The organism is Pseudomonas rossensis (genome assembly GCF_039888995.1).
Taxonomy (GTDB): Bacteria; Pseudomonadota; Gammaproteobacteria; order Pseudomonadales; family Pseudomonadaceae; genus Aquipseudomonas; species Aquipseudomonas rossensis.
The window spans coordinates 1-17,940 of record NZ_JBBWCB010000111.1 but is presented as its reverse complement, the minus strand read 5'-3'; the positions used below and the strand labels follow the sequence as shown (position 1 = coordinate 17,940).

Annotated in this window: 17 protein-coding genes; 11 read left to right on the top strand and 6 right to left on the bottom strand. The window is 60.9% G+C overall.

Annotation, left to right across the window (positions count from 1 at the left end; all coding sequences use genetic code 11):
* The first annotated feature begins 187 nt into the window (after nucleotides 1-187).
* Both nosP and nahK read left to right on the top strand, forming a co-directional pair.
* Entirely contained in the window at nucleotides 188-1,351 is a 1,164-nt protein-coding gene (gene nosP, locus WLY71_RS23295; protein ID WP_347805415.1) for a nitric oxide-sensing protein NosP, read from the top strand.
* Nucleotides 1,320-3,914 (top strand): hybrid sensor histidine kinase/response regulator NahK/ErcS', encoded by a 2,595-nt coding sequence (nahK, locus tag WLY71_RS23290; RefSeq protein WP_347805416.1) that lies wholly within the window; start codon nucleotides 1,320-1,322, stop codon nucleotides 3,912-3,914. Before nosP ends, nahK begins: the two co-directional genes overlap by 32 nt.
* A 113-nt stretch (nucleotides 3,915-4,027) precedes the next feature.
* On the opposite strand, the gene WLY71_RS23285 is transcribed toward nahK, so the two are convergent.
* From WLY71_RS23285 to WLY71_RS23260, 6 genes are all read right to left on the bottom strand, one after another.
* On the bottom strand, nucleotides 4,028-4,690 hold the full coding sequence (locus WLY71_RS23285) for a response regulator transcription factor (RefSeq protein ID WP_008149733.1): 663 nt from the start codon (nucleotides 4,688-4,690) through the stop codon (nucleotides 4,028-4,030).
* A gap of 56 nt (nucleotides 4,691-4,746) precedes the next feature.
* Complete coding sequence (locus WLY71_RS23280; RefSeq protein WP_347805414.1) at nucleotides 4,747-5,304, bottom strand: PQQ-dependent catabolism-associated CXXCW motif protein; 558 nt, start codon at nucleotides 5,302-5,304, stop codon at nucleotides 4,747-4,749.
* Nucleotides 5,305-5,444: 140 nt separating this feature from the next.
* A complete protein-coding gene (locus tag WLY71_RS23275; RefSeq protein WP_347805413.1) occupies nucleotides 5,445-6,236 on the bottom strand; it encodes an ABC transporter permease in 792 nt (263 codons plus the stop codon).
* Nucleotides 6,233-6,964, bottom strand: a complete 732-nt coding sequence (locus WLY71_RS23270; protein ID WP_347805412.1) for an ABC transporter ATP-binding protein — start codon at nucleotides 6,962-6,964, stop codon at nucleotides 6,233-6,235. Before WLY71_RS23270 ends, WLY71_RS23275 begins: the two co-directional genes overlap by 4 nt.
* On the bottom strand, nucleotides 6,961-7,935 hold the full coding sequence (locus tag WLY71_RS23265) for a YVTN family beta-propeller repeat protein (protein WP_347805411.1): 975 nt from the start codon (nucleotides 7,933-7,935) through the stop codon (nucleotides 6,961-6,963). The genes WLY71_RS23270 and WLY71_RS23265 overlap by 4 nt, the downstream gene beginning before the upstream one ends.
* Nucleotides 7,936-7,976: 41 nt before the next feature.
* Nucleotides 7,977-9,167 carry an ABC transporter substrate-binding protein gene (locus WLY71_RS23260; RefSeq protein WP_347805410.1) on the bottom strand — a complete coding sequence of 397 codons (1,191 nt, stop codon included), beginning with the start codon at nucleotides 9,165-9,167 and terminating at the stop codon, nucleotides 7,977-7,979.
* Nucleotides 9,168-9,443: 276 nt separating this feature from the next.
* Between WLY71_RS23260 and pedF the strand changes: the two genes are divergently transcribed.
* The 9 genes from pedF to WLY71_RS23215 form a co-directional block, all read left to right on the top strand.
* On the top strand, nucleotides 9,444-9,905 hold the full coding sequence (gene pedF, locus WLY71_RS23255) for a cytochrome c-550 PedF (RefSeq protein WP_347805409.1): 462 nt from the start codon (nucleotides 9,444-9,446) through the stop codon (nucleotides 9,903-9,905).
* A gap of 3 nt (nucleotides 9,906-9,908) precedes the next feature.
* Nucleotides 9,909-10,784 carry a substrate-binding periplasmic protein gene (locus WLY71_RS23250; protein WP_347805408.1) on the top strand — a complete coding sequence of 292 codons (876 nt, stop codon included), beginning with the start codon at nucleotides 9,909-9,911 and terminating at the stop codon, nucleotides 10,782-10,784.
* Entirely contained in the window at nucleotides 10,784-11,545 is a 762-nt protein-coding gene (locus WLY71_RS23245; protein WP_347805407.1) for a quinoprotein dehydrogenase-associated SoxYZ-like carrier, read from the top strand. Before WLY71_RS23250 ends, WLY71_RS23245 begins: the two co-directional genes overlap by 1 nt.
* A gap of 16 nt (nucleotides 11,546-11,561) precedes the next feature.
* Nucleotides 11,562-12,500, top strand: a complete 939-nt coding sequence (locus WLY71_RS23240; protein WP_347805406.1) for a quinoprotein relay system zinc metallohydrolase 1 — start codon at nucleotides 11,562-11,564, stop codon at nucleotides 12,498-12,500.
* Between the two features lie 274 nt (nucleotides 12,501-12,774).
* On the top strand, nucleotides 12,775-14,550 hold the full coding sequence (locus tag WLY71_RS23235; protein WP_347805405.1) for a PQQ-dependent methanol/ethanol family dehydrogenase: 1,776 nt from the start codon (nucleotides 12,775-12,777) through the stop codon (nucleotides 14,548-14,550).
* Nucleotides 14,551-14,813: 263 nt separating this feature from the next.
* Nucleotides 14,814-16,334 (top strand): acetaldehyde dehydrogenase ExaC, encoded by a 1,521-nt coding sequence (gene exaC / locus WLY71_RS23230; protein ID WP_347805404.1) that lies wholly within the window; start codon nucleotides 14,814-14,816, stop codon nucleotides 16,332-16,334.
* A gap of 259 nt (nucleotides 16,335-16,593) precedes the next feature.
* Nucleotides 16,594-16,665, top strand: a complete 72-nt coding sequence (gene pqqA / locus WLY71_RS23225; protein ID WP_003253598.1) for a pyrroloquinoline quinone precursor peptide PqqA — start codon at nucleotides 16,594-16,596, stop codon at nucleotides 16,663-16,665.
* Between the two features lie 55 nt (nucleotides 16,666-16,720).
* A complete protein-coding gene (gene pqqB / locus WLY71_RS23220) occupies nucleotides 16,721-17,635 on the top strand; it encodes a pyrroloquinoline quinone biosynthesis protein PqqB (protein WP_347805403.1) in 915 nt (304 codons plus the stop codon).
* A 145-nt stretch (nucleotides 17,636-17,780) separates the two neighbouring features.
* The coding region (locus tag WLY71_RS23215; RefSeq protein WP_489685673.1) for a thiaminase II/PqqC family protein at nucleotides 17,781-17,940 on the top strand (160 nt) is incomplete at its 3' end.

Sequence of the window (17,940 nt, the reverse complement as noted above, 5' to 3'; positions counted from 1 at the left end):
ACGACGGCTTCGCCGCCGAACGCTGCCTCGCGGTGCTCGACAGCTGCTACAGAGTTTGAGTCGTCCTTAATGACCTTACAGACTCTCATCCCATCGAAGCGGCTACCCGCTACCCAAGTAGCATACGTAGCAGCTCACAGGCTTCGTACACTCGAACCTCATACATGCGCACCTGTGGGAGGCGACGATGCAGCAGGTCCAGAGTGAAGGTGTGGTCAGTGCAATGTCCCAAGCCACCGATGCCCAGCAAGTGGCCCAGGAGCTGGCGCGACAACTGTTGCACCCGCACTTGGGCTTCGTGCTGTTCTTCTGTTCCGCCGAGTACGACTTGCAGGCGCTGGGCCAGGCCTTGCAACAAAGCTTCGGCGGTATTCGCCTGGTGGGTTGCACCAGCGCCGGGGAAATCACGCCCCTTGGCTACGGCCGCAATTGCGTAACCGCGGTGGGCTTCGACCACCGGCATTTTTCCATCGACGCCGAACTGATCTCCGAGATGGAGCGTTTCAGCCTGATCGACGCCCAGCAAATGGTCGAGCGACTGGTCAGTGGCTGTCGCAGCAACACCCTGGCGCCGATCAAGGGCAACAGCTTTGCGCTGACCCTGCTCGATGGTTTGTCCAGTCGTGAAGAAATGGTCCTTGCGGCCCTGAGCGCGGCGTTGGGCGACATTCCGCATTTCGGCGGTTCGGCCGGCGACGACAATTACCTGACCCACACCCACGTCTATTTTAATGGCGGGTTCCACAGCGGCGCGGCGGTGGTGGTGCTGGTCAACACCTGGCTCGACTTCGAAGTCTTCACCACCCACCACATCTTGCCTCGGGCGGAAAAACTGGTGGTCACCGGGGCCGACAGCACCTCGCGCCGGGTCTTTGAACTCAATGCCGAGCCGGCCGCCGAGGAGTACGCCCGGCACATCGGTGTGCCGGTGGCCGAACTCGATCACCGGATCTTCGCCGCGCACCCCTTGGCCGTGCGGATCAACGATCAGTATTACGTACGGGCAATCCAGCAGGTTCATCCGGACCTGAGCCTGAGTTTCTACTGCGCGGTGGAAAACGGCATCGTCCTCACCGTCATGACGCCCGGCCCGATGCTGCCGAATCTGCAAACCCTGTTCGAAGGCTTGCAGGAGCGCCTCGGCGACCTGTTGCTGACCATCGGCTGCGACTGCTTTCTCAGGCGTCTGGAACTGGAAGACGGCGGCAGTCTGGAGCAGATCGGAACGTTTTTGCGTGACCAACGGGTGATGGGTTTCAACACCTACGGAGAACAGTTCAATGGCATGCATATCAACCAGACCTTCACCGGGGTTGCCATTGCCCGAGGCCGGTCCCCTGGACACCGTTGAGCTTCAAGCGCAGATCGCCAGCCTGCAGCGCGACAACCACAAACTGCAGCGCATCAATGGCGCGCTGATCGAGCGGATCGAGTCCGGCATCACCCGCGGCAATGACCCCTATGCGGCGTTCCAGCATTCGGTGGTGCTGGCCGAGCAGGTGCGTGAGCGCACCGACGCCTTGAACCAGGCCATGGCCGAACTCAAGTCGGGCAATCACTTGCTCAGCGAGGCACGCCTGCGCGCCGAAACCGCCCATCAACACTTGATCGACGCCATCGAAAGCATTTCCGACGCCTTTGTGCTGTTCGATGCGGAGCAGCGGATTGTGTTGTTCAACAGCCGCTTCAAGGCCTTCTGGGGCAACAGCCGAGTGCGGATCAACGCCGGTATGCGCCTGGCCGAGGTCAAGCGATTGATGTCCGCCACCGGGCTGTTCACTGAAGAGCCGCGGGGTCACGCCGACGAAAACCTGCTCTATCGCCTGCAGGACGGTCGCTGGTTGCAAGTCAGCGAACGGCCGACTCAGGAAGGCGGGCGGGTGATTCTGTTCACCGACATTACCGACGTCAAACTCAGCGAAACCGTGCGCCGCGAGCAGGCGGTCGCGCAGAAATCCCATTTGTTGCAACGGGCGGTCGACAACCTGTCCCAAGGGGTGGCGATGGTCAACGCCGAGGGCATCCTGGAGTTGTGGAACCGGCGTTTCCTCGAACTCAGCGGCTTGGCCCCGGTGGCGGCCCATCGTCCGTTTGCCGAAGTGATCGGCGACAGCGAATTGAACCTGCTGACCCCGGCCAGTCGGGATCTAAACGGGCGGCACGTGCAGGAATGCGAGCAGCGCCTCTACGATGGCCGGGTGCTGGAAATCCGCACCCACCCGTTGCCCACCGGCGGTTTCGTCAACACCTTCACCGACATCACCGAACGCTACCAACACGCCGAAGCGCTGAGCGAAAGCGAGCGCTGGATTCGCCTGATCACCGACCATGTGCCGGCGTTGATTGCCTACCTGAATGCCGATCTGGTCTACGAGTTCACCAACAAGGTGTATGAAGAATGGTACTGCTGGCCTCGGGGCGTGATGCTTGGGCAGAGCCTGCGCGAAGTCCACAGCGAACAGCATTACCAGCGCCTGGAAGCCTACGTGGCCCGGGCCTTGGCCGGTGAGAGCGTGACGTTCGAGTTCGCCGAAACCAACATCAACAACCAGGAGCGCTACATGCTGCGCTCCTACGTACCCAATCGCCTGGCCACCGGGGAAGTGGTGGGGATTTTCGTGTTGATCCGCGACATCACCGAACGCCGCCGCACCGCCGAGGCGCTGCACCAGGCCTATCAGAATCTTGAGTTGCGGGTGCGCGAACGGACGGCAGAACTGACCACGCTCAACGACCAATTACTGCGTGAGATCGACGAGCGTCGGCGGGCGGAATCTCGCCTGCGTGAAGCCAAACTCGAGGCCGAACAGGCCAACCTGTCGAAGACCAAGTTTCTCGCCGCCGTCAGTCACGACCTGCTGCAACCGCTCAACGCCGCGCGGCTGTTTACCAGCGCTTTGCTTGAGCGGCGGGAGCCGGTGGCCAATGCGATTTTGGTGCGTAATGTCAGCAACTCCCTGGAAGACGTGGAGAACCTGCTGGGTACGCTGGTTGACATCTCAAAACTGGATGCCGGGGTGATCAAGGCCGACATTGCGCCGTTTGCCCTGAGCGAATTGCTGGAAAACCTCGCGGCCGAGTACACCCAGGTGGCTCGCAGCGAGGGCTTGGAGCTGCATTTCATCCCCTGTTCGGCACTGGTGCGCAGCGACATTCAGTTGCTGGCGCGGATCCTTCGAAATCTGTTGAGCAACGCCATTCGCTACACCTACAGCGGTCGTGTGGTGCTCGGTTGCCGACGTCATCACCAGCGCCTGTCGATCGAGGTCTGGGACAGCGGCATGGGCATTGCCGAAAACCGCCTCGAGGAGATTTTTCAGGAATTCAAACGCGGTGATGTACAGCGTCCAGATCAGGATCGCGGGTTAGGTCTGGGGCTGGCGATCGTGGAGAAGATTGCCGGGATTCTCGGTCACCGCATTCACGTGCGTTCGTGGCCGGGCAAGGGCTCAATGTTTTCCGTCGAAGTACCTTTGAGTGCCACGGCACCCAAGGTGCTACCGAGTCTGCTGATGAGTGAGCCGATGCTTGAACGTCTGCGTGGGGCGCGGGTGTGGGTGCTGGATAACGACGCGGCCATTTGCGCCGGCATGCGCACGTTGCTCGAAGGGTGGGGGTGTCTGGTGGTCACGGCACTGTCGGAGCAGGACCTGGCGCGGCAAGTGGACAACTATCACGAAGAAGCCGATTTGCTGATTGCCGACTATCACCTGGACGACGATCAGAACGGCGTCGATGCCGTAGCCCGGATCAATGCCCGTCGCGGCTCGGCCATTCCGGCAATGATGATCACCGCTAACTACAGCAACGAACTCAAGCAGCAGATTCGTGAGCTGGGCCACACCCTGATGCACAAACCGGTGCGGCCGATGAAGCTCAAGACGGCGATGAGCCATTTGCTCGGTAGGCCTTGAGGCTTCTGGTGTCTGTACTGGCCTCTTCGCGAGCAAGCCCGCTCCCACATTTGACCGAGTTCACTCAGATCCAATGTGGGAGCGGGCTTGCTCGCGAAGAGGGCGACTCGGTCTCAACGCCGTAAGTAAGACCCGAAATCTATATCCCCGGCACTCAAAATCGCCTGCACCCGATTGTGCACATTGAGTTTGCGCAGGATTGCCGAGACGTGGGCCTTGACCGTGGTTTCGGCGATTTCCAGGGTGTAGGCGATCTGTTTGTTCGACTCGCCCTTGGTCATGCGTTCGAGCACCAGCAACTGCTTGCGGGTCAAGGCCTGGAGCAATTCAGGTGGGAAGCTCGGGGCATCGTTCATGCGCCTTGTACCGCATTTTTGCGTGCGGATGATGTCTGGCGGCAAGTAGACATTGCCGTTGAGGATCTGCTGGATGGCTTCGGTCATTTGCACCCGTGGTGAGGATTTTGTGATGAAACCCACCGCACCATAAGTGATGGCTTGCAGCACGACTTGTTTGTCCTGTTCGGCCGAGACGATCACCACCGGAATGGTCGGCGCCTCGTTGCGCAGGTTGATCAGGCCATTGAGGCCGTGCATGCCGGGCATGTTCAGGTCGAGCAGGATCAGGTCCAGGTCGTCGTGTTCCTGCGTCAGCACCAGGGCGCTGTCCAGGTCGGCGGTTTCCATCACCTCGCTGCCCGGAAAACCATCGCTGATGACGTTATGAATGGCTTCGCGAAACAGCGGGTGATCGTCGGCAATCAGAATTTTGTACATAGCCTTTCACCTCATTATTTTGATTAGGGTGTGGCAACAACACGCAAGCATAAAGGTCAGGGGAAGGGCTCGGGCTGGGCCGGCGTCACGGGCAGGTTGGCGGCCTGCCAGGCGTCCAGGCCGTCGCGATACCAATACAGCGTCTTATAGCCCATGGCGGCGGCGCGCTTCACGGCGTTCCAGCTCAGCCAACAATCGGAGCGGCAGTAGAAGACCAGCGGTTGCGCGAGATCACCTGCGGTCAATGTGTTCAGCTTACGCGCAAAATAGTCCTGCCAGTCGGGCGTCAGGTCACCGTCGCCGGTATTGGCCAGCCAATGGCTGCCAGGGAGGTTTTCGTGGGGCTGGTCCTCGATGAAACGTCCTTGCAACCACTGACGGCGGTAGACGTCGATCAGCACCGGACGCGGCGTCTGGGTCAGCAGGGTTTGCAGGGCCGCGGTATCGATGATGCCGGCGCCCTGGACTTGATTCGGGGTCGGGCTGCGGTACAGCCCGATGCGATAGCCGTCAGCGGAAAACAGCAGTGTTTCGGCCTGCGCGACGCCCAATAACAGGCTCAGCGATAGCGCAGCGAGAGAAGGGCGCAGCAGACGACGTCGGGCACGCGGCATGGGGTTCAATCCTTATAGTTATGAACCTATTACATGCCAGTCTCGGTGCGTTGGGAATGCGACGATAGACAGGTAAAGCAGTACTAAAGTAGTAATTTCACCCTGTTCAACACAACCCACTGTGGGAGCGATCTGTGTTGTCAGTTGGTTTTGCGCAAGGCGGCGTGTTGCGGGTTGAAGGTGAGTACGGCGAGCAGCGCGAACACCAGTGTCAGCCCCACGCACACCGACAGCGCCAACGGGTTAAACCGTTCATACAGGGCAAACCGCACCAGTTCCACCGCATGGGTGAACGGGTTCAACGCGCACAACCAGTACAGCCACTCGCTGGACTCGCGCATTTTCCACAGTGGGTACAGCGCCGACGACAGGAAAAACAGCGGGAAGATCACGAAATTCATTACCCCGGCAAAGTTCTCCAGCTGACGGATCGCGTTGGACAGCAACAAGCCCAGCGCGCTGAGCATCAACGCCACCAGCAGCAACGCCGGCAAGGCGATCAACAAGCCCATGGCCGGTGGTTGCACGCCGTACACCCAGGCAATCGCCAGAAAGGCGTACACCTGCAACAGCGAGATCAGCGAGGTGGCCAACAGTTTGCTGCACAGCAGGAAAGTGCGGGGCAGGGGGCTGGTCAGCAGCACGCGCATGCTGCCCATTTCCCGGTCATAGACCATCGACAGCGAACCTTGCATGCCGTTGAACAGCAGGATCATGCAGGCAAGGCCAGGGATGATGTACACCTCATACGGAATGTAGGTGTCATAGGGCTCAATGATCGCGATCCCGAGTGCGGCGCGAAAACCGGCGGCGAACACCAGCAGCCACAGCAGCGGCCGCACCAGTGCACTGAGAAACCGCGTGCGCTGCAACACAAAACGCAGCCATTCACGCAGCACGATGCCACCGAAACATTGCCAGTAGGCATTCATCGAACGGCTCCTGAGGTCGTCAGTCGAGTGAAGGCCGAACCAAGGTCACCACCGTGCTCCAGGCTCAGGGCGTCCGCTGATCCACTGGCGACCAGTCGGCCCTGATGCAGGATCAACAAGTCGTCGCTCGACTGTACTTCATCGAGTAAGTGAGTGGTCCAAAGCACGCTGATGCCTTGCTCGCGGCACAAACTACGAATGTGTTGATTGAGCGCCTGCCGACTGGCCGGGTCGAGGCCAACGCTGGCCTCATCGAGCAGCAGCAGGCGCGGTTCATGCAGCAAGGCGCGGGCGATTTCCACCCGGCGACGGTGGCCGCCATTGAGTTCGCGAACCCGCTCGCGACGGCGTTCGGTCAAGGCCTGACGAGCCAGTTCGGCGTCGACCCGAAGGCCGGTCTGACGCCGCGACATCCCATGCAGCGCGGCGTGATAACGCAGGTTTTGCTCGACACTGAGGTCCAGGTCCAGCGTGCTTTGCTGAAACACCACACCCAATTGCTTGAGCGCCGGACGCACCGCGTTGCGCAACGAACAGCCGCCGACCCGGATGTCTCCGCGCTGCACATTGTAGAGCCGGGTGAGCAGGGCAATCAGCGTGGATTTCCCCGCGCCGTTTGGCCCCAGCAATGCAGCGAAACGGCCAGGCGCCAGGCTGAAACTCACCTGACGCAATGCCTCTTTCGCACCATAAGCGAAACTCAGCTCGCTGACTTCCAGTGCGTTCATGGGGTCACCACCACGCCCCACGGATAACGCCCGACCTTGATCGACTTGGTGACCTTGAGGCTGTCGACATCGATCACCGACACGTCGCCGCTGACGCCGTTAGTGGCCAACAACTGCTTTTGATCGGGGGTGAACGACATCTGCCAGACGCGTCGGCCAACCAGCAAATAATCAAGAATCTCGAAGGTCTTGGCGTCGATCACCGCCACATGATTGGCCGGGCCGAGGGCGACGAAGCCGTACTTGTCGTCGGCGCTGAGTTTGATGCCCACCGGCTGGACTTTATCCGGGTGCACGCCCTTGATCTGGAAGGTCAGGGTCTTGAGGATCTTGCGGGTGGCGACGTCGAGAATGGTAACCGTGCCGCCGATTTCCGCCGAGGCCCAGAGCTTTGAGCCATCCGGCGTGAATTCGACGAAGCGCGGCCGCTGATCCACCAGGGTGCTGTCGGCCAGGGTCTGGGTGCTGGTGTCGATCCAGTGCAGCATGTTGGTGGTTTCGCTGGTGTTCACCGCCCACTTGCCATCCGGGCTGACGGCCATGCCTTCGGGCTCGACGCCGACGTTGATCTGGCTCAGCACCTTGGAGGTTTCGGTGTCGATCACCGTCACCAGCGCATCGTCTTCGTTGGAAACGTACAGCCAGCGATTGTTGGGGTGCAGGGCGAATTGTTCAGGATCTTTGCCCGAGGGCAATTCATTGATGATCTTGCGGGTGGCCACGTCCATCACCTGGACCCGGTCCGAGTCGCTGGCGCAGATGTACAGCAGCTTGTTGTCGTGGGACAACAGCAGACCGCGGGGGCGCTGGCCGACGGGCAGGGTGTCGGTGACTTGCAGGGTCTGCAGGTCGATCAGGCTCAGGCTGTTGTCCTTTTCGTTGGAAACCCAGGCGGTGCTGGCCGCGGCGTGCCCGGCGGCGAGCAGCAGGGCCCAGAAAAGCAGGGAGCGGCAGAGCAGGGTGCGGCGCATGGCGGATTCCTTTTTTGTTGTGGTTTTTGTGGAAAGTCTGATTAGGGAAAGCGGCAGCTGACCTCGGGTTTGTCGTAACCGAGGCTGTCCATCTCGTTGAAGGGGTGCAGGAAGCCGTCTTGCGGCGAAGTGCTGACCAACGCACGGGGCTGCACGATGGGAATGGGTTGGCGCAACTGGCCGTTCCACGGCCGATAACTGAGCTTGCGACCCTTGAAACCGTCTAGCGGCAATTGATCGCTGATCTCAAGCGTACGGATCGCCATCGGATCGACCTGACGCAGTTTGCTCACCGCACTGGCGATGCTGCGCACGGCGATCCAGGCCGCAAAATCGCGGTCATTCATCCAGCGCCCGGTCAGGGCTTCGAAGCGTTTCTGCAACTGGGCGGCGCCGTAGGTTTCCACGGTTTTGTGCCAGCCCACCGGGGTCAGCCCCTGAGTGCCGGCGACCGGCCGTGGGTACCAGGTCTGGTAGGGCACGTATTCGCCGAAATCACCGCGTTCATCTGCCACCAGCACCACGTCGTACTCGGCGGTCTGGGTGAACAGCGGCATATCGGCCTGGGCGCTGCGGCGCTGATCGTTGTCGAAACTCCAGACTTTTTCCGCGACCAGTTTCAGGCCGAAGCGTTTGGCGGCGCGGCGCAGGGCGGCGGCGTAGGCTTGATCGTCCGGCGTCGGGCCGACGATCAGCAGCGCCCGTTGCCATTTGCGCACCACCAGAAACTGCGCCAGCGCATCGGCGAGCATCGCCCGACTCGGCAGGCTGTGAAGAACGTTCGGCAAGCAATCGGTGCTGCGCAGGCTGTCATCGGGACTGCCGGCATTGAACAGCAAGCTGTCGGGTAACACCGCGCTGAGCCGGCGTAGGCTCTGCGCCGGTGCATTCACCACAAACAGGCGCAGACCTTGTTCATGCTGGGCCTTGGCCGCTTCGACCAGGGCATCCGGATTGTCGACGTTGGCGCTGACCAGGCTGTAACTCTGGTTGAGGAAGCGCCCGGTGCTGTTGCTGTCAGTGATCGCCAGTTCGGCGCCACGCAAACCGGCATCGACCGGCTCGGAAATGACGTTCGACAGCAACGGGCCCGGGTCGGGGCGATAGCCCAGGTAGCCGATCTGCACCTGCACCTGCAACGGCGCGTCCGCAGCCTGACTCTGGGTCGCCAGCCCGGCGGCGCAGGCAATCGCCAACAGATAGATCAGGGCGTAAGGGGCAAGCTGGCGCATAAGGCACTCCATTACAGGTAGCGCCAGCATAGGAACGCTGTGAGGCAGAAGGAAATATGCAGAAAGTACCAGTGAGCCAGTACCAAGGTAGTAACTCGCCCGGGGCGGCGCGGTTTTAGCGATCCGCGGCTGTATTTGGATGTGCGCCACAAGCCCTACTACCAAGGAACTAGACGGCGGCCACCAAAGCAGTATGGGGCTTGCGCGAAGCCCTTCCTAAGATGGGTGCCATAGCCTCTTCAAAGAGGTTTTGCGTGCAATCAAGAGGGCATAACAATGACAACAAAACGCAACGCCTTACTCGTTGCCGGTCTGCTGGCCGGCTTTATCAGCGCAGGTTCCGTCTGGGCCCACGGCAACGTGGTCCCCCAGGCTGTCGCCACCCCGGGCCTGACCCCGATCAAGGACGCTGGCGTACCGGTCGATGCCGATGGTTGGGCATCGGTGAACCCTTATCGTGCAACCCCGGAACACGATAAGGCCGTGGAAATCGGCTCTTCGGCCTACAACCAGAACTGCGCGGCCTGCCATGGCCTGGAAGCCAAATCCGGCGGCATCGCCCCCGATTTGCGCATGCTGGATGTCGCCGAGGCGGGTGATGAATGGTTCGTCGAACGCGTGCGCCACGGCGCCGTGCGTGACGGCCGGGTCTACATGCCGAAGATGGCCGACTACCTGAGCCAGGAAGCCTTGTGGGCGGTACGCACCTACCTGGACACCGTTCACGTCGAGGAGTAACCCATGCGCCTGCTCGCTGTGTTGATCAGCGTTGTGTTGCTGTGCTGCCAGGTCGTGCAGGCGCAGGTCCGTACCTATGACGAAATGATCGCCGCCAGGGAGCTCAAAGTAGCGGTCTACAAGGACTTCGCCCCCTACAGTTTTGAAGACGCCGGCCAGGCCCGTGGCGTTGATGTCGAACTCGCCGAAGCGTTGGCCAAGGCTCTCGGCGTGCGGCTGACGTTGATTTGGGCGCCCGCCGGCGAGAAGCTCGACGACGACCTGCGCGATTACATCTGGCGTGCCAGTCAGTTGCACGATCTGCAACTGGCCGACCTGATGATGCGCGTGCCGTACGATCGCGATTACGCGCAGAAGCGCAATGAACTGGGTGAGCTGGAAAACGGCCATGTGGTGATGTTCGGGCCGTACCAGAACGAACAATGGCAGGTCGCCTTCGACCGCCGCCGGCTGGAGTCGGTGGGCAGCGTCGCCGTGTTCGAGCACCACCCGATCGGGGTCGAAGTCGACAGCGTGCCGTCGTTCTACCTGACCTCGGTGTTCAGCGGCATGCTCGCCGCCAAAACGCATCACTATTCCGGTGTACCTCAAGCGTTCGCGGCCATGAAGGCCGGTGAAGTCGACGCGGTCATGGCCATGCGCGGCGAGATCGACTGGCAAGTGCATGAAGCGGCGGACCCGCAAGTGGCGCTGGCGGAAAACGCCTACCCGAACATGGGCAAGCAACTTTGGGAGATCGGCATGGCGGTGCACGAAAGCAACCGTCAACTGGCCTATGCCGTGGAAGAGGCGCTGGAAGCCTTGATCCGCGAGGGCTCGGTCAAAACCATTTATGGCCATTACGGCCTGCGCTATGACGTGCCCGAGATGTATCAATAGTGAACTGGCGAGCGGGTTGTCTGTTGGTCTGTTGGTTACCCATCGCCGCGCACGCCGTGGACATCGACCCGGGCAAAGACCCGGTGCCGTCGGTGATGTGGGCCTTCTATCACAAGCAGATGCTTGGCGATGCGCCGTTCGTGTTCGACGACCGGGTCAAGCTGCTGGCGCCGCCGTTCGCCGAAGATGCCCGGCAGGTACCGCTGGAAATCGACGCCCGGGCGTTCAAGGGCGAAGTGGTGAAAATCCTCGCCTGGGCTGAACTCAACCCTTTGCCGAAAATTGTCGATTTTCAGCCGCTGGACCGGGTGCTGCCGTGGCTGTCGATCCGCATCCGTATCGAGCAAGCCACGCCATTGCGCGCGGCCGTGCTGACCCGTGATGGGTTGTGGCATGTCGGCTCGACCCTGATCGATGCGGCGGGCGGCGGTTGCACGGCGCCGAGTGTGGTGCGCACTCAGCCGGGCTGGGAGGACCACATCGGCGAAGTGCTGGGCGGTCGATATCCCCGTGGCGAATTCAGTCGCGTGCGCTTGCAGGTGGCGCATCCGATGGACAACGGCATGGTCAGCGGCATTCCAGAGTTCTTCATCAACCACGCCGAACTGCGGGATCAGAACGATCAGCTGTTGGCTCGTTTGGAGTTGTTTCCCGCTGTCAGCGAAAACCCCAACCTGACCTTCGACATCGAAGGGGCAGGGCAGACGCGCCTGTTGCTGCGCGACAACAGCGGCAATCAATTCGATGCGGCCATACCCTGACCCAAAGGAGCGCGTGATGCGCTGGATGCTGCTGTTGTTCATCGGTTTTAGCCTGCCGGCCCTGGCCGAACTCGACTACTCACTCAAGCCCCGACAGATCGCCGAAGACACCTGGCTGCTGGAAGGCAGCACCGACAATTTCGCCAAGGCCAACGGCGGCAACATCGTCAATACCGCGTTCATCGTCACCGAGCGTGGCGTGGTGGTGATCGACACCGGGCCGTCGAAACGCTACGGCGAAGCGATGCGCAAGGCGATTGCCGCGATCACTGAAAAACCGGTGATTGAGGTGCTGCTGACCCATCATCATCCTGATCATGTGCTCGGCAACCAAGCCTTCAGTGACGTGCCGATTGGTGCGCTGGCCGGCACTACTGAGCTACTGCATCAGCAGGGCGATGCCATGGCCGAGAACATGTATCGCCTGGTGGGCGACTGGATGCGCGGCACCGAAGTGGTGTTGCCGACCCGGACGCTGACGCCCGGCGTGCGAAGTTTTGGGAATCACGATCTGCGTCTGCTGGGCCTGGGTGGGCACACGGGCGCGGATCTGGCTATTCTCGACCAGAAAACCGGCGTGCTGTTTGCCGGGGATCTGGTGTTTTACCAACGGGCGCTGACCACGCCCAACAGTCCGGGGCTGGCGGTGTGGCTGGCGGACATCGCCACACTTCAAGGCCTGTCATGGACGCTAATCGTGCCCGGCCATGGACCGGTGGCCAGCGATCAACAGCCCTTCGAGCAAATGCGTGACTACCTCAGCTGGCTCGACCAGCTCATGCGCGATGGCGCCGCCAACGGCAGCGATATGGCCGAGATGATCCGCAGCCCCATTCCTGAACGGTTTACCGGGATCACTCTGAGCCGTTACGAGCTGATCCGCAGCGTCAGCCATCTGTATCCGCGTTACGAGCTTGGGCAGATGACCCGAGTTGATTCGAACGCGGACAAGTGAGCAACAAAGATCCCCTGTGGGAGCGAGCTTGCTCGCGATGAGGCCTTAACATTCAATATTTATGTTGGCTGATACACCGCCATCGCGCGCAAGCTCGCTCCCACAGGGGACTAGTGTCGATCAACCTATCCGTTGTTCATCTCCTCCGACCCGGTACTAAGGAACTAGCAATCTCAGCACTGCGGGCAATTGTTCCAAGGGCGGCGGCGCCCAAGAATCTGCACCAGACCGGGAAAATTTCCCGGGTATAACAAAAACTGCAGAGGTAGCCGTCATGACCCAACCCGCACGTCGCCAACCCTTCGTCTTGAGCGTGCTGCTCAGTGCCATGCTGTTGTCCGGCTCGGCATTGGCCGGCGTCACCGATCAAGACATTCTCCAGGACCCCAAGAACCCGGAGCAGATCGTCACCAACGGTCTGGGCGTCCAGGGTCAGCGCTACAGTCCGCTGGATACGCTCAACGTCAACAACGTGAAGGACTTGCGGCCGGTCTGGGCATTCTCCTTCGGCGGTGAGAAACAACGCGGTCAGCAAGCACAGCCGATGATCAAGGACGGTGTGATGTACATGACCGGCTCCTACTCGCGAGTGTTTGCGGTGGATGCGCGTACCGGCAAGAAGCTCTGGCAATACGATGCGCGCCTGCCCGATGACATCCGTCCTTGCTGCGACGTGATCAACCGTGGTGTCGCGCTGTACGGCGACCTGGTGATTTTCGGCACCCTCGACGCCAAGCTCGTGGCCCTGAACAAAGACACCGGCAAAGTCGTCTGGAGCAAGAAAGTCGCTGACCACAAGGAAGGCTACTCCATCAGTGCCGCGCCGTTGGTAATCAACGGCAAACTGATCACTGGTGTCGCCGGTGGCGAGTTCGGGGTGGTTGGCAAAATCGAAGCCTACGACCCGAAAAACGGTAACTTGTTGTGGACCCGTCCCACCGTCGAAGGCCACATGGGCTACACCTACAAGGACGGCAAAGCGGTGGAGAACGGCATCTCCGGCGGTGAAGCCGGCAAGACCTGGCCCGGCGATCTCTGGAAAACCGGCGGCGCGGCGCCTTGGCTCGGCGGTTACTACGACCCGGAAACCAATCTGCTGCTGTTCGGCACCGGCAACCCGGCGCCGTGGAACTCGCACCTGCGTCCTGGCGACAACCTCTACTCGTCGTCGCGCCTGGCGCTCAACCCGGACGACGGCACCATCAAGTGGCACTTCCAGAGCACGCCTCACGACGGCTGGGACTATGACGGCGTGAACGAGCTGGTCTCGTTCAACTACACCGATGGCGGTAAAGAGATCAAAGCCGCGGCCACCGCTGACCGTAACGGTTTCTTCTACGTGCTGGACCGCACCAACGGCAAGTTCATTCGCGGCTTCCCGTTCGTGGACAAAATCACCTGGGCCACCGGCCTGGATAAAGAGGGCCGGCCGATCTACAACGAAGCCAGCCGCCCAGGCGCGCCAGGCGCCGAAGCCAAAGGCAGTTCGGTATTCGTAGCACCGGCATTCCTCGGCGCGAAAAACTGGATGCCGATGGCCTACAACAAGGACACCGGACTGTTCTACGTGCCGTCGAACGAATGGGGCATGGACATCTGGAACGAAGGCATCGCCTACAAGAAAGGCGCGGCATTCCTCGGTGCCGGTTTCACCATCAAACCGTTGAATGAAGACTACATCGGCGTGCTGCGCGCCATCGACCCGAAAACCGGCAAGGAAGTCTGGCGCCACAAGAACTTCGCGCCGTTGTGGGGCGGAGTGCTGACCACCAAGGGCAACCTGGTGTTCACCGGTACGCCGGAAGGTTTCCTGCAGGCGTTCAATGCCAAGACCGGCGAGAAAGTCTGGGAATTCCAGACCGGCTCCGGCGTACTTGGCTCCCCTGTGACCTGGGAAATGGACGGCGAACAGTACGTTTCGGTCCTCTCCGGTTGGGGCGGTGCCGTACCGTTGTGGGGCGGCGAAGTGGCCAAGCGCATCAAGGACTTCAACCAGGGCGGCATGCTCTGGACCTTCAAGCTGCCGAAAGACCTGGTCGCCAAGCATTAACTCAAAATCCACCGCATAACTCTGTGGGAGCGAGCCTGCTCGCGAAAGCGATCTGTCAGCCAACATCTCTAGTGAATGTACTGGCCCCTTCGCGAGCAGGCTCGCTCCCACAGGGAGATTTGCCACAGGTAGATGTGGGCAAATCTACTACCAAATAACGAGAGTCCTCCTGCCAACGGCGCATTCGTCTGACGCGCGGGGCTCTCTACTATCGGTTCATCGCCTGTTTGCCCGACAGGCATCGACCCAGACAGAGGCCCACCATGATCTACGCACAACCTGGCACACCTGGCGCCGTCGTTACGTTTAAACCGCGCTACGGCAATTTCATCGGCGGCGAGTTCGTCGCCCCGGTCAATGGTGAGTACTTCACCAACACCTCACCGGTCAACGGTGAAGTGATCGCCGAGTTCCCTCGCTCCAGCGCCGCCGACATCGAAAAAGCCCTCGACGCAGCGCATGCCGCCGCCGATGCCTGGGGCAAGACCTCAGCGCAGGACCGCTCCCTGGTGCTGCTGAAAATCGCCGACCGCATCGAGCAGAACCTGGAAATCCTCGCCGTCACCGAAACCTGGGACAACGGCAAAGCCGTGCGTGAAACCCTGAACGCCGACGTGCCGCTGGCCGCCGACCATTTCCGTTACTTCGCCGGTTGCATCCGCGCTCAAGAGGGCGGTGCCGCCGAGATCAACGAGCTGACCACGGCCTATCACTTCCACGAGCCGCTGGGCGTGGTCGGACAGATCATTCCGTGGAACTTCCCGCTGCTGATGGCTGCCTGGAAACTCGCCCCGGCCCTGGCTGCCGGTAACTGCGTGGTACTCAAACCCGCCGAGCAGACGCCGCTGTCGATCATGGTCTTTGCTGAGCTGATCGCCGATTTGCTGCCGGCCGGTGTGCTGAACATCGTCCAGGGCTTCGGTCGCGAAGCCGGTGAGGCGCTGGCCACCAGCAAGCGCATCGCCAAGATTGCCTTCACCGGTTCCACCCCGATTGGCGCGCACATCATGAAATGCGCGGCCGAGAACATCATCCCGAGCACTGTCGAACTGGGCGGCAAGTCGCCGAACATTTTCTTCGAAGACATCATGCAAGCCGAGCCGCAGTTCATCGAGAAGGCCGCCGAAGGTTTGGTGCTGGCGTTCTTCAACCAGGGCGAAGTCTGCACCTGTCCATCGCGAGCGCTGGTGCAGGAGTCGATCTACGACGACTTCATGAAAGTGGTGATGAAGAAGATCGTCAAGATCAAGCGCGGCAACCCGCTGGATACCGAAACCATGGTCGGCGCCCAGGCGTCCGAGCAGCAGTACGACAAGATTCTCTCGTACCTGAAAATTGCTCAGGAGGAGGGCGCCGAGCTGCTCACCGGCGGCGCGGCCGAGCGTCTTGAGGGTGATTTGTCGACGGGTTATTACATCCAGCCGACCCTGCTCAAGGGCCACAACAAAATGCGCGTGTTCCAGGAAGAAATCTTCGGCCCGGTGGTGGGTATCACCACCTTCAAAGACGAAGCCGAAGCCCTGGCGATTGCCAACGACAGCGAGTTCGGCCTCGGCGCCGGTCTGTGGACCCGCGACATCAACCGTGCCTACCGCATGGGCCGGGCGATCAAGGCCGGGCGTGTCTGGACCAACTGCTATCACCTGTACCCGGCTCATGCCGCGTTCGGTGGCTACAAGAAATCCGGTGTCGGCCGTGAAAACCACAAGATGATGCTCGACCACTATCAGCAGACCAAAAACCTGCTGGTGAGCTACGACATCAATCCGATGGGGTTCTTCTAACCTCCGCAAGAACACTGAAGAACCTGTGGGAGCGAGCTTGCTCGCGATGAGGCCAGTACATTCAACATCACAGTTGACTGATACACCGTCATCGCGAGCAAGCTCGCTCCCACATTGGTTTCTGGGTGTGCTTGAAAATTGCGCAACACCCCCTACCAATGCACGCCGCCACCTCGTTCGAAAGTAGCATTCGGGCGCCTGGCCCCCCGTGCATTAATGGCTTTACCGGAATCGCCCGGCACAAAAAGAGGATTGACCCATGTGGACTAAACCCGCGTTTACCGATCTGCGCATTGGCTTCGAAGTGACGATGTATTTCGCCAACCGCTGACTGTTCACCCGGCCAGCTGTTGCGTTGGCCGGGCCTGCCTTCTGGAGCATTGCCCATGCACATTCGCGTTCTCGGATCCGCCGCTGGCGGTGGTTTTCCGCAATGGAATTGCAACTGCCGCCAGTGCGCCGCGATGCGCAATGGCAGCCTGCGGGCCCAACGGCGCACCCAGTCCTCGATTGCCCTGAGCGACAACGGTGTGGATTGGGTGCTGTGCAATGCTTCACCGGACATTCGCGCGCAACTCGAGAGTTTCGCGCCGCTGCAACCGGCGCGCCGGGTGCGTGATACCGCGATCGCTGGCGTCGTCCTGCTGGACAGCCAGATCGACCACTGCACCGGCCTGTTGAGTCTGCGCGAAGGCTGCCCGCATTCGGTCTGGTGCACCGAACGGGTCCGTGAAGACCTGAGCAGCGGCTTCCCGTTGTTCACCATGCTCAAACACTGGAACGGCGGGTTGCAGTGGCAACCGGTCGGGCTCGACCGCGAGCCGTTCAGCATCACCGCTTGCGCACACCTGCGATTTCGCGCGATCCCCTTGGTCAGCAACGCACCGCCGTATTCGCCCAATCGCGGCAATCCGCAGCCGGGCGACACCATCGGACTGTTTGTCGAAGACCGGCGCAGCGGCGCTTCGCTGTTCTACGCGCCAGGCCTGGGACAGGTCGACGACGAGGTGCTGAGCTGGATGCAACGCGCCGATTGCCTGTTGCTGGACGGCACCTTGTGGCGCGACGACGAGATGCGAGTCTGCGAAGTCGGCCAGAACCTGGGCAGTGAAATGGGTCACCTGTCGCAAAGCGGCCCTGGCGGCATGCTCGACATCCTTGAAGGCTTCACCCGCCAGCGCAAGGTGCTGATCCACATTAACAACACCAACCCGATCCTCGATGAAGACTCGGCCGAGCGGGCGCTGCTGGAGCGGCGCGGGATCGAAGTGGCGTTTGACGGCATGAGTATTGAGTTGTAGCGGGTGGCCTCATCGCGAGCAAGCTCGCTCCCACAGTAGTCCGGTGTGAGCATAGATTTTGTGTACACCAACAATCCCAATGTGGGAGCGAGCTTGCTCGCGATGAGGCCAGACCAGACACAGCAGAGCTTCCAGGAGAACCGCAATGACCGACACACCCATGTCCCCCATCGAATTCGAAGCGGCCCTGCGCGCCAAAGGCGCCTATTACCATATTCATCATCCATTCCACCAGGCCATGTACGCCGGGCGCTCCAGTCGCGAGCAGATTCAGGGCTGGGTCGCCAATCGCTTCTACTACCAGG

Bases quoted from the DNA above. Each gene is read 5' to 3' on its own strand.
- nosP (WP_347805415.1), top strand. From the start codon at position 188: ATGCAGCAGGTCCAGAGTGAAGGTGTGGTCAGTGCAATGTCCCAAGCC.
- WLY71_RS23285 (WP_008149733.1), bottom strand. From the start codon at position 4,690: ATGTACAAAATTCTGATTGCCGACGATCACCCGCTGTTTCGCGAAGCC.
- WLY71_RS23280 (WP_347805414.1), bottom strand. From the start codon at position 5,304: ATGCCGCGTGCCCGACGTCGTCTGCTGCGCCCTTCTCTCGCTGCGCTA.
- WLY71_RS23275 (WP_347805413.1), bottom strand. From the start codon at position 6,236: ATGAATGCCTACTGGCAATGTTTCGGTGGCATCGTGCTGCGTGAATGG.
- WLY71_RS23270 (WP_347805412.1), bottom strand. From the start codon at position 6,964: ATGAACGCACTGGAAGTCAGCGAGCTGAGTTTCGCTTATGGTGCGAAA.
- WLY71_RS23265 (WP_347805411.1), bottom strand. From the start codon at position 7,935: ATGCGCCGCACCCTGCTCTGCCGCTCCCTGCTTTTCTGGGCCCTGCTG.
- WLY71_RS23260 (WP_347805410.1), bottom strand. From the start codon at position 9,167: ATGCGCCAGCTTGCCCCTTACGCCCTGATCTATCTGTTGGCGATTGCC.
- pedF (WP_347805409.1), top strand. From the start codon at position 9,444: ATGACAACAAAACGCAACGCCTTACTCGTTGCCGGTCTGCTGGCCGGC.
- WLY71_RS23250 (WP_347805408.1), top strand. From the start codon at position 9,909: ATGCGCCTGCTCGCTGTGTTGATCAGCGTTGTGTTGCTGTGCTGCCAG.
- WLY71_RS23240 (WP_347805406.1), top strand. From the start codon at position 11,562: ATGCGCTGGATGCTGCTGTTGTTCATCGGTTTTAGCCTGCCGGCCCTG.
- WLY71_RS23235 (WP_347805405.1), top strand. From the start codon at position 12,775: ATGACCCAACCCGCACGTCGCCAACCCTTCGTCTTGAGCGTGCTGCTC.
- exaC (WP_347805404.1), top strand. From the start codon at position 14,814: ATGATCTACGCACAACCTGGCACACCTGGCGCCGTCGTTACGTTTAAA.
- pqqB (WP_347805403.1), top strand. From the start codon at position 16,721: ATGCACATTCGCGTTCTCGGATCCGCCGCTGGCGGTGGTTTTCCGCAA.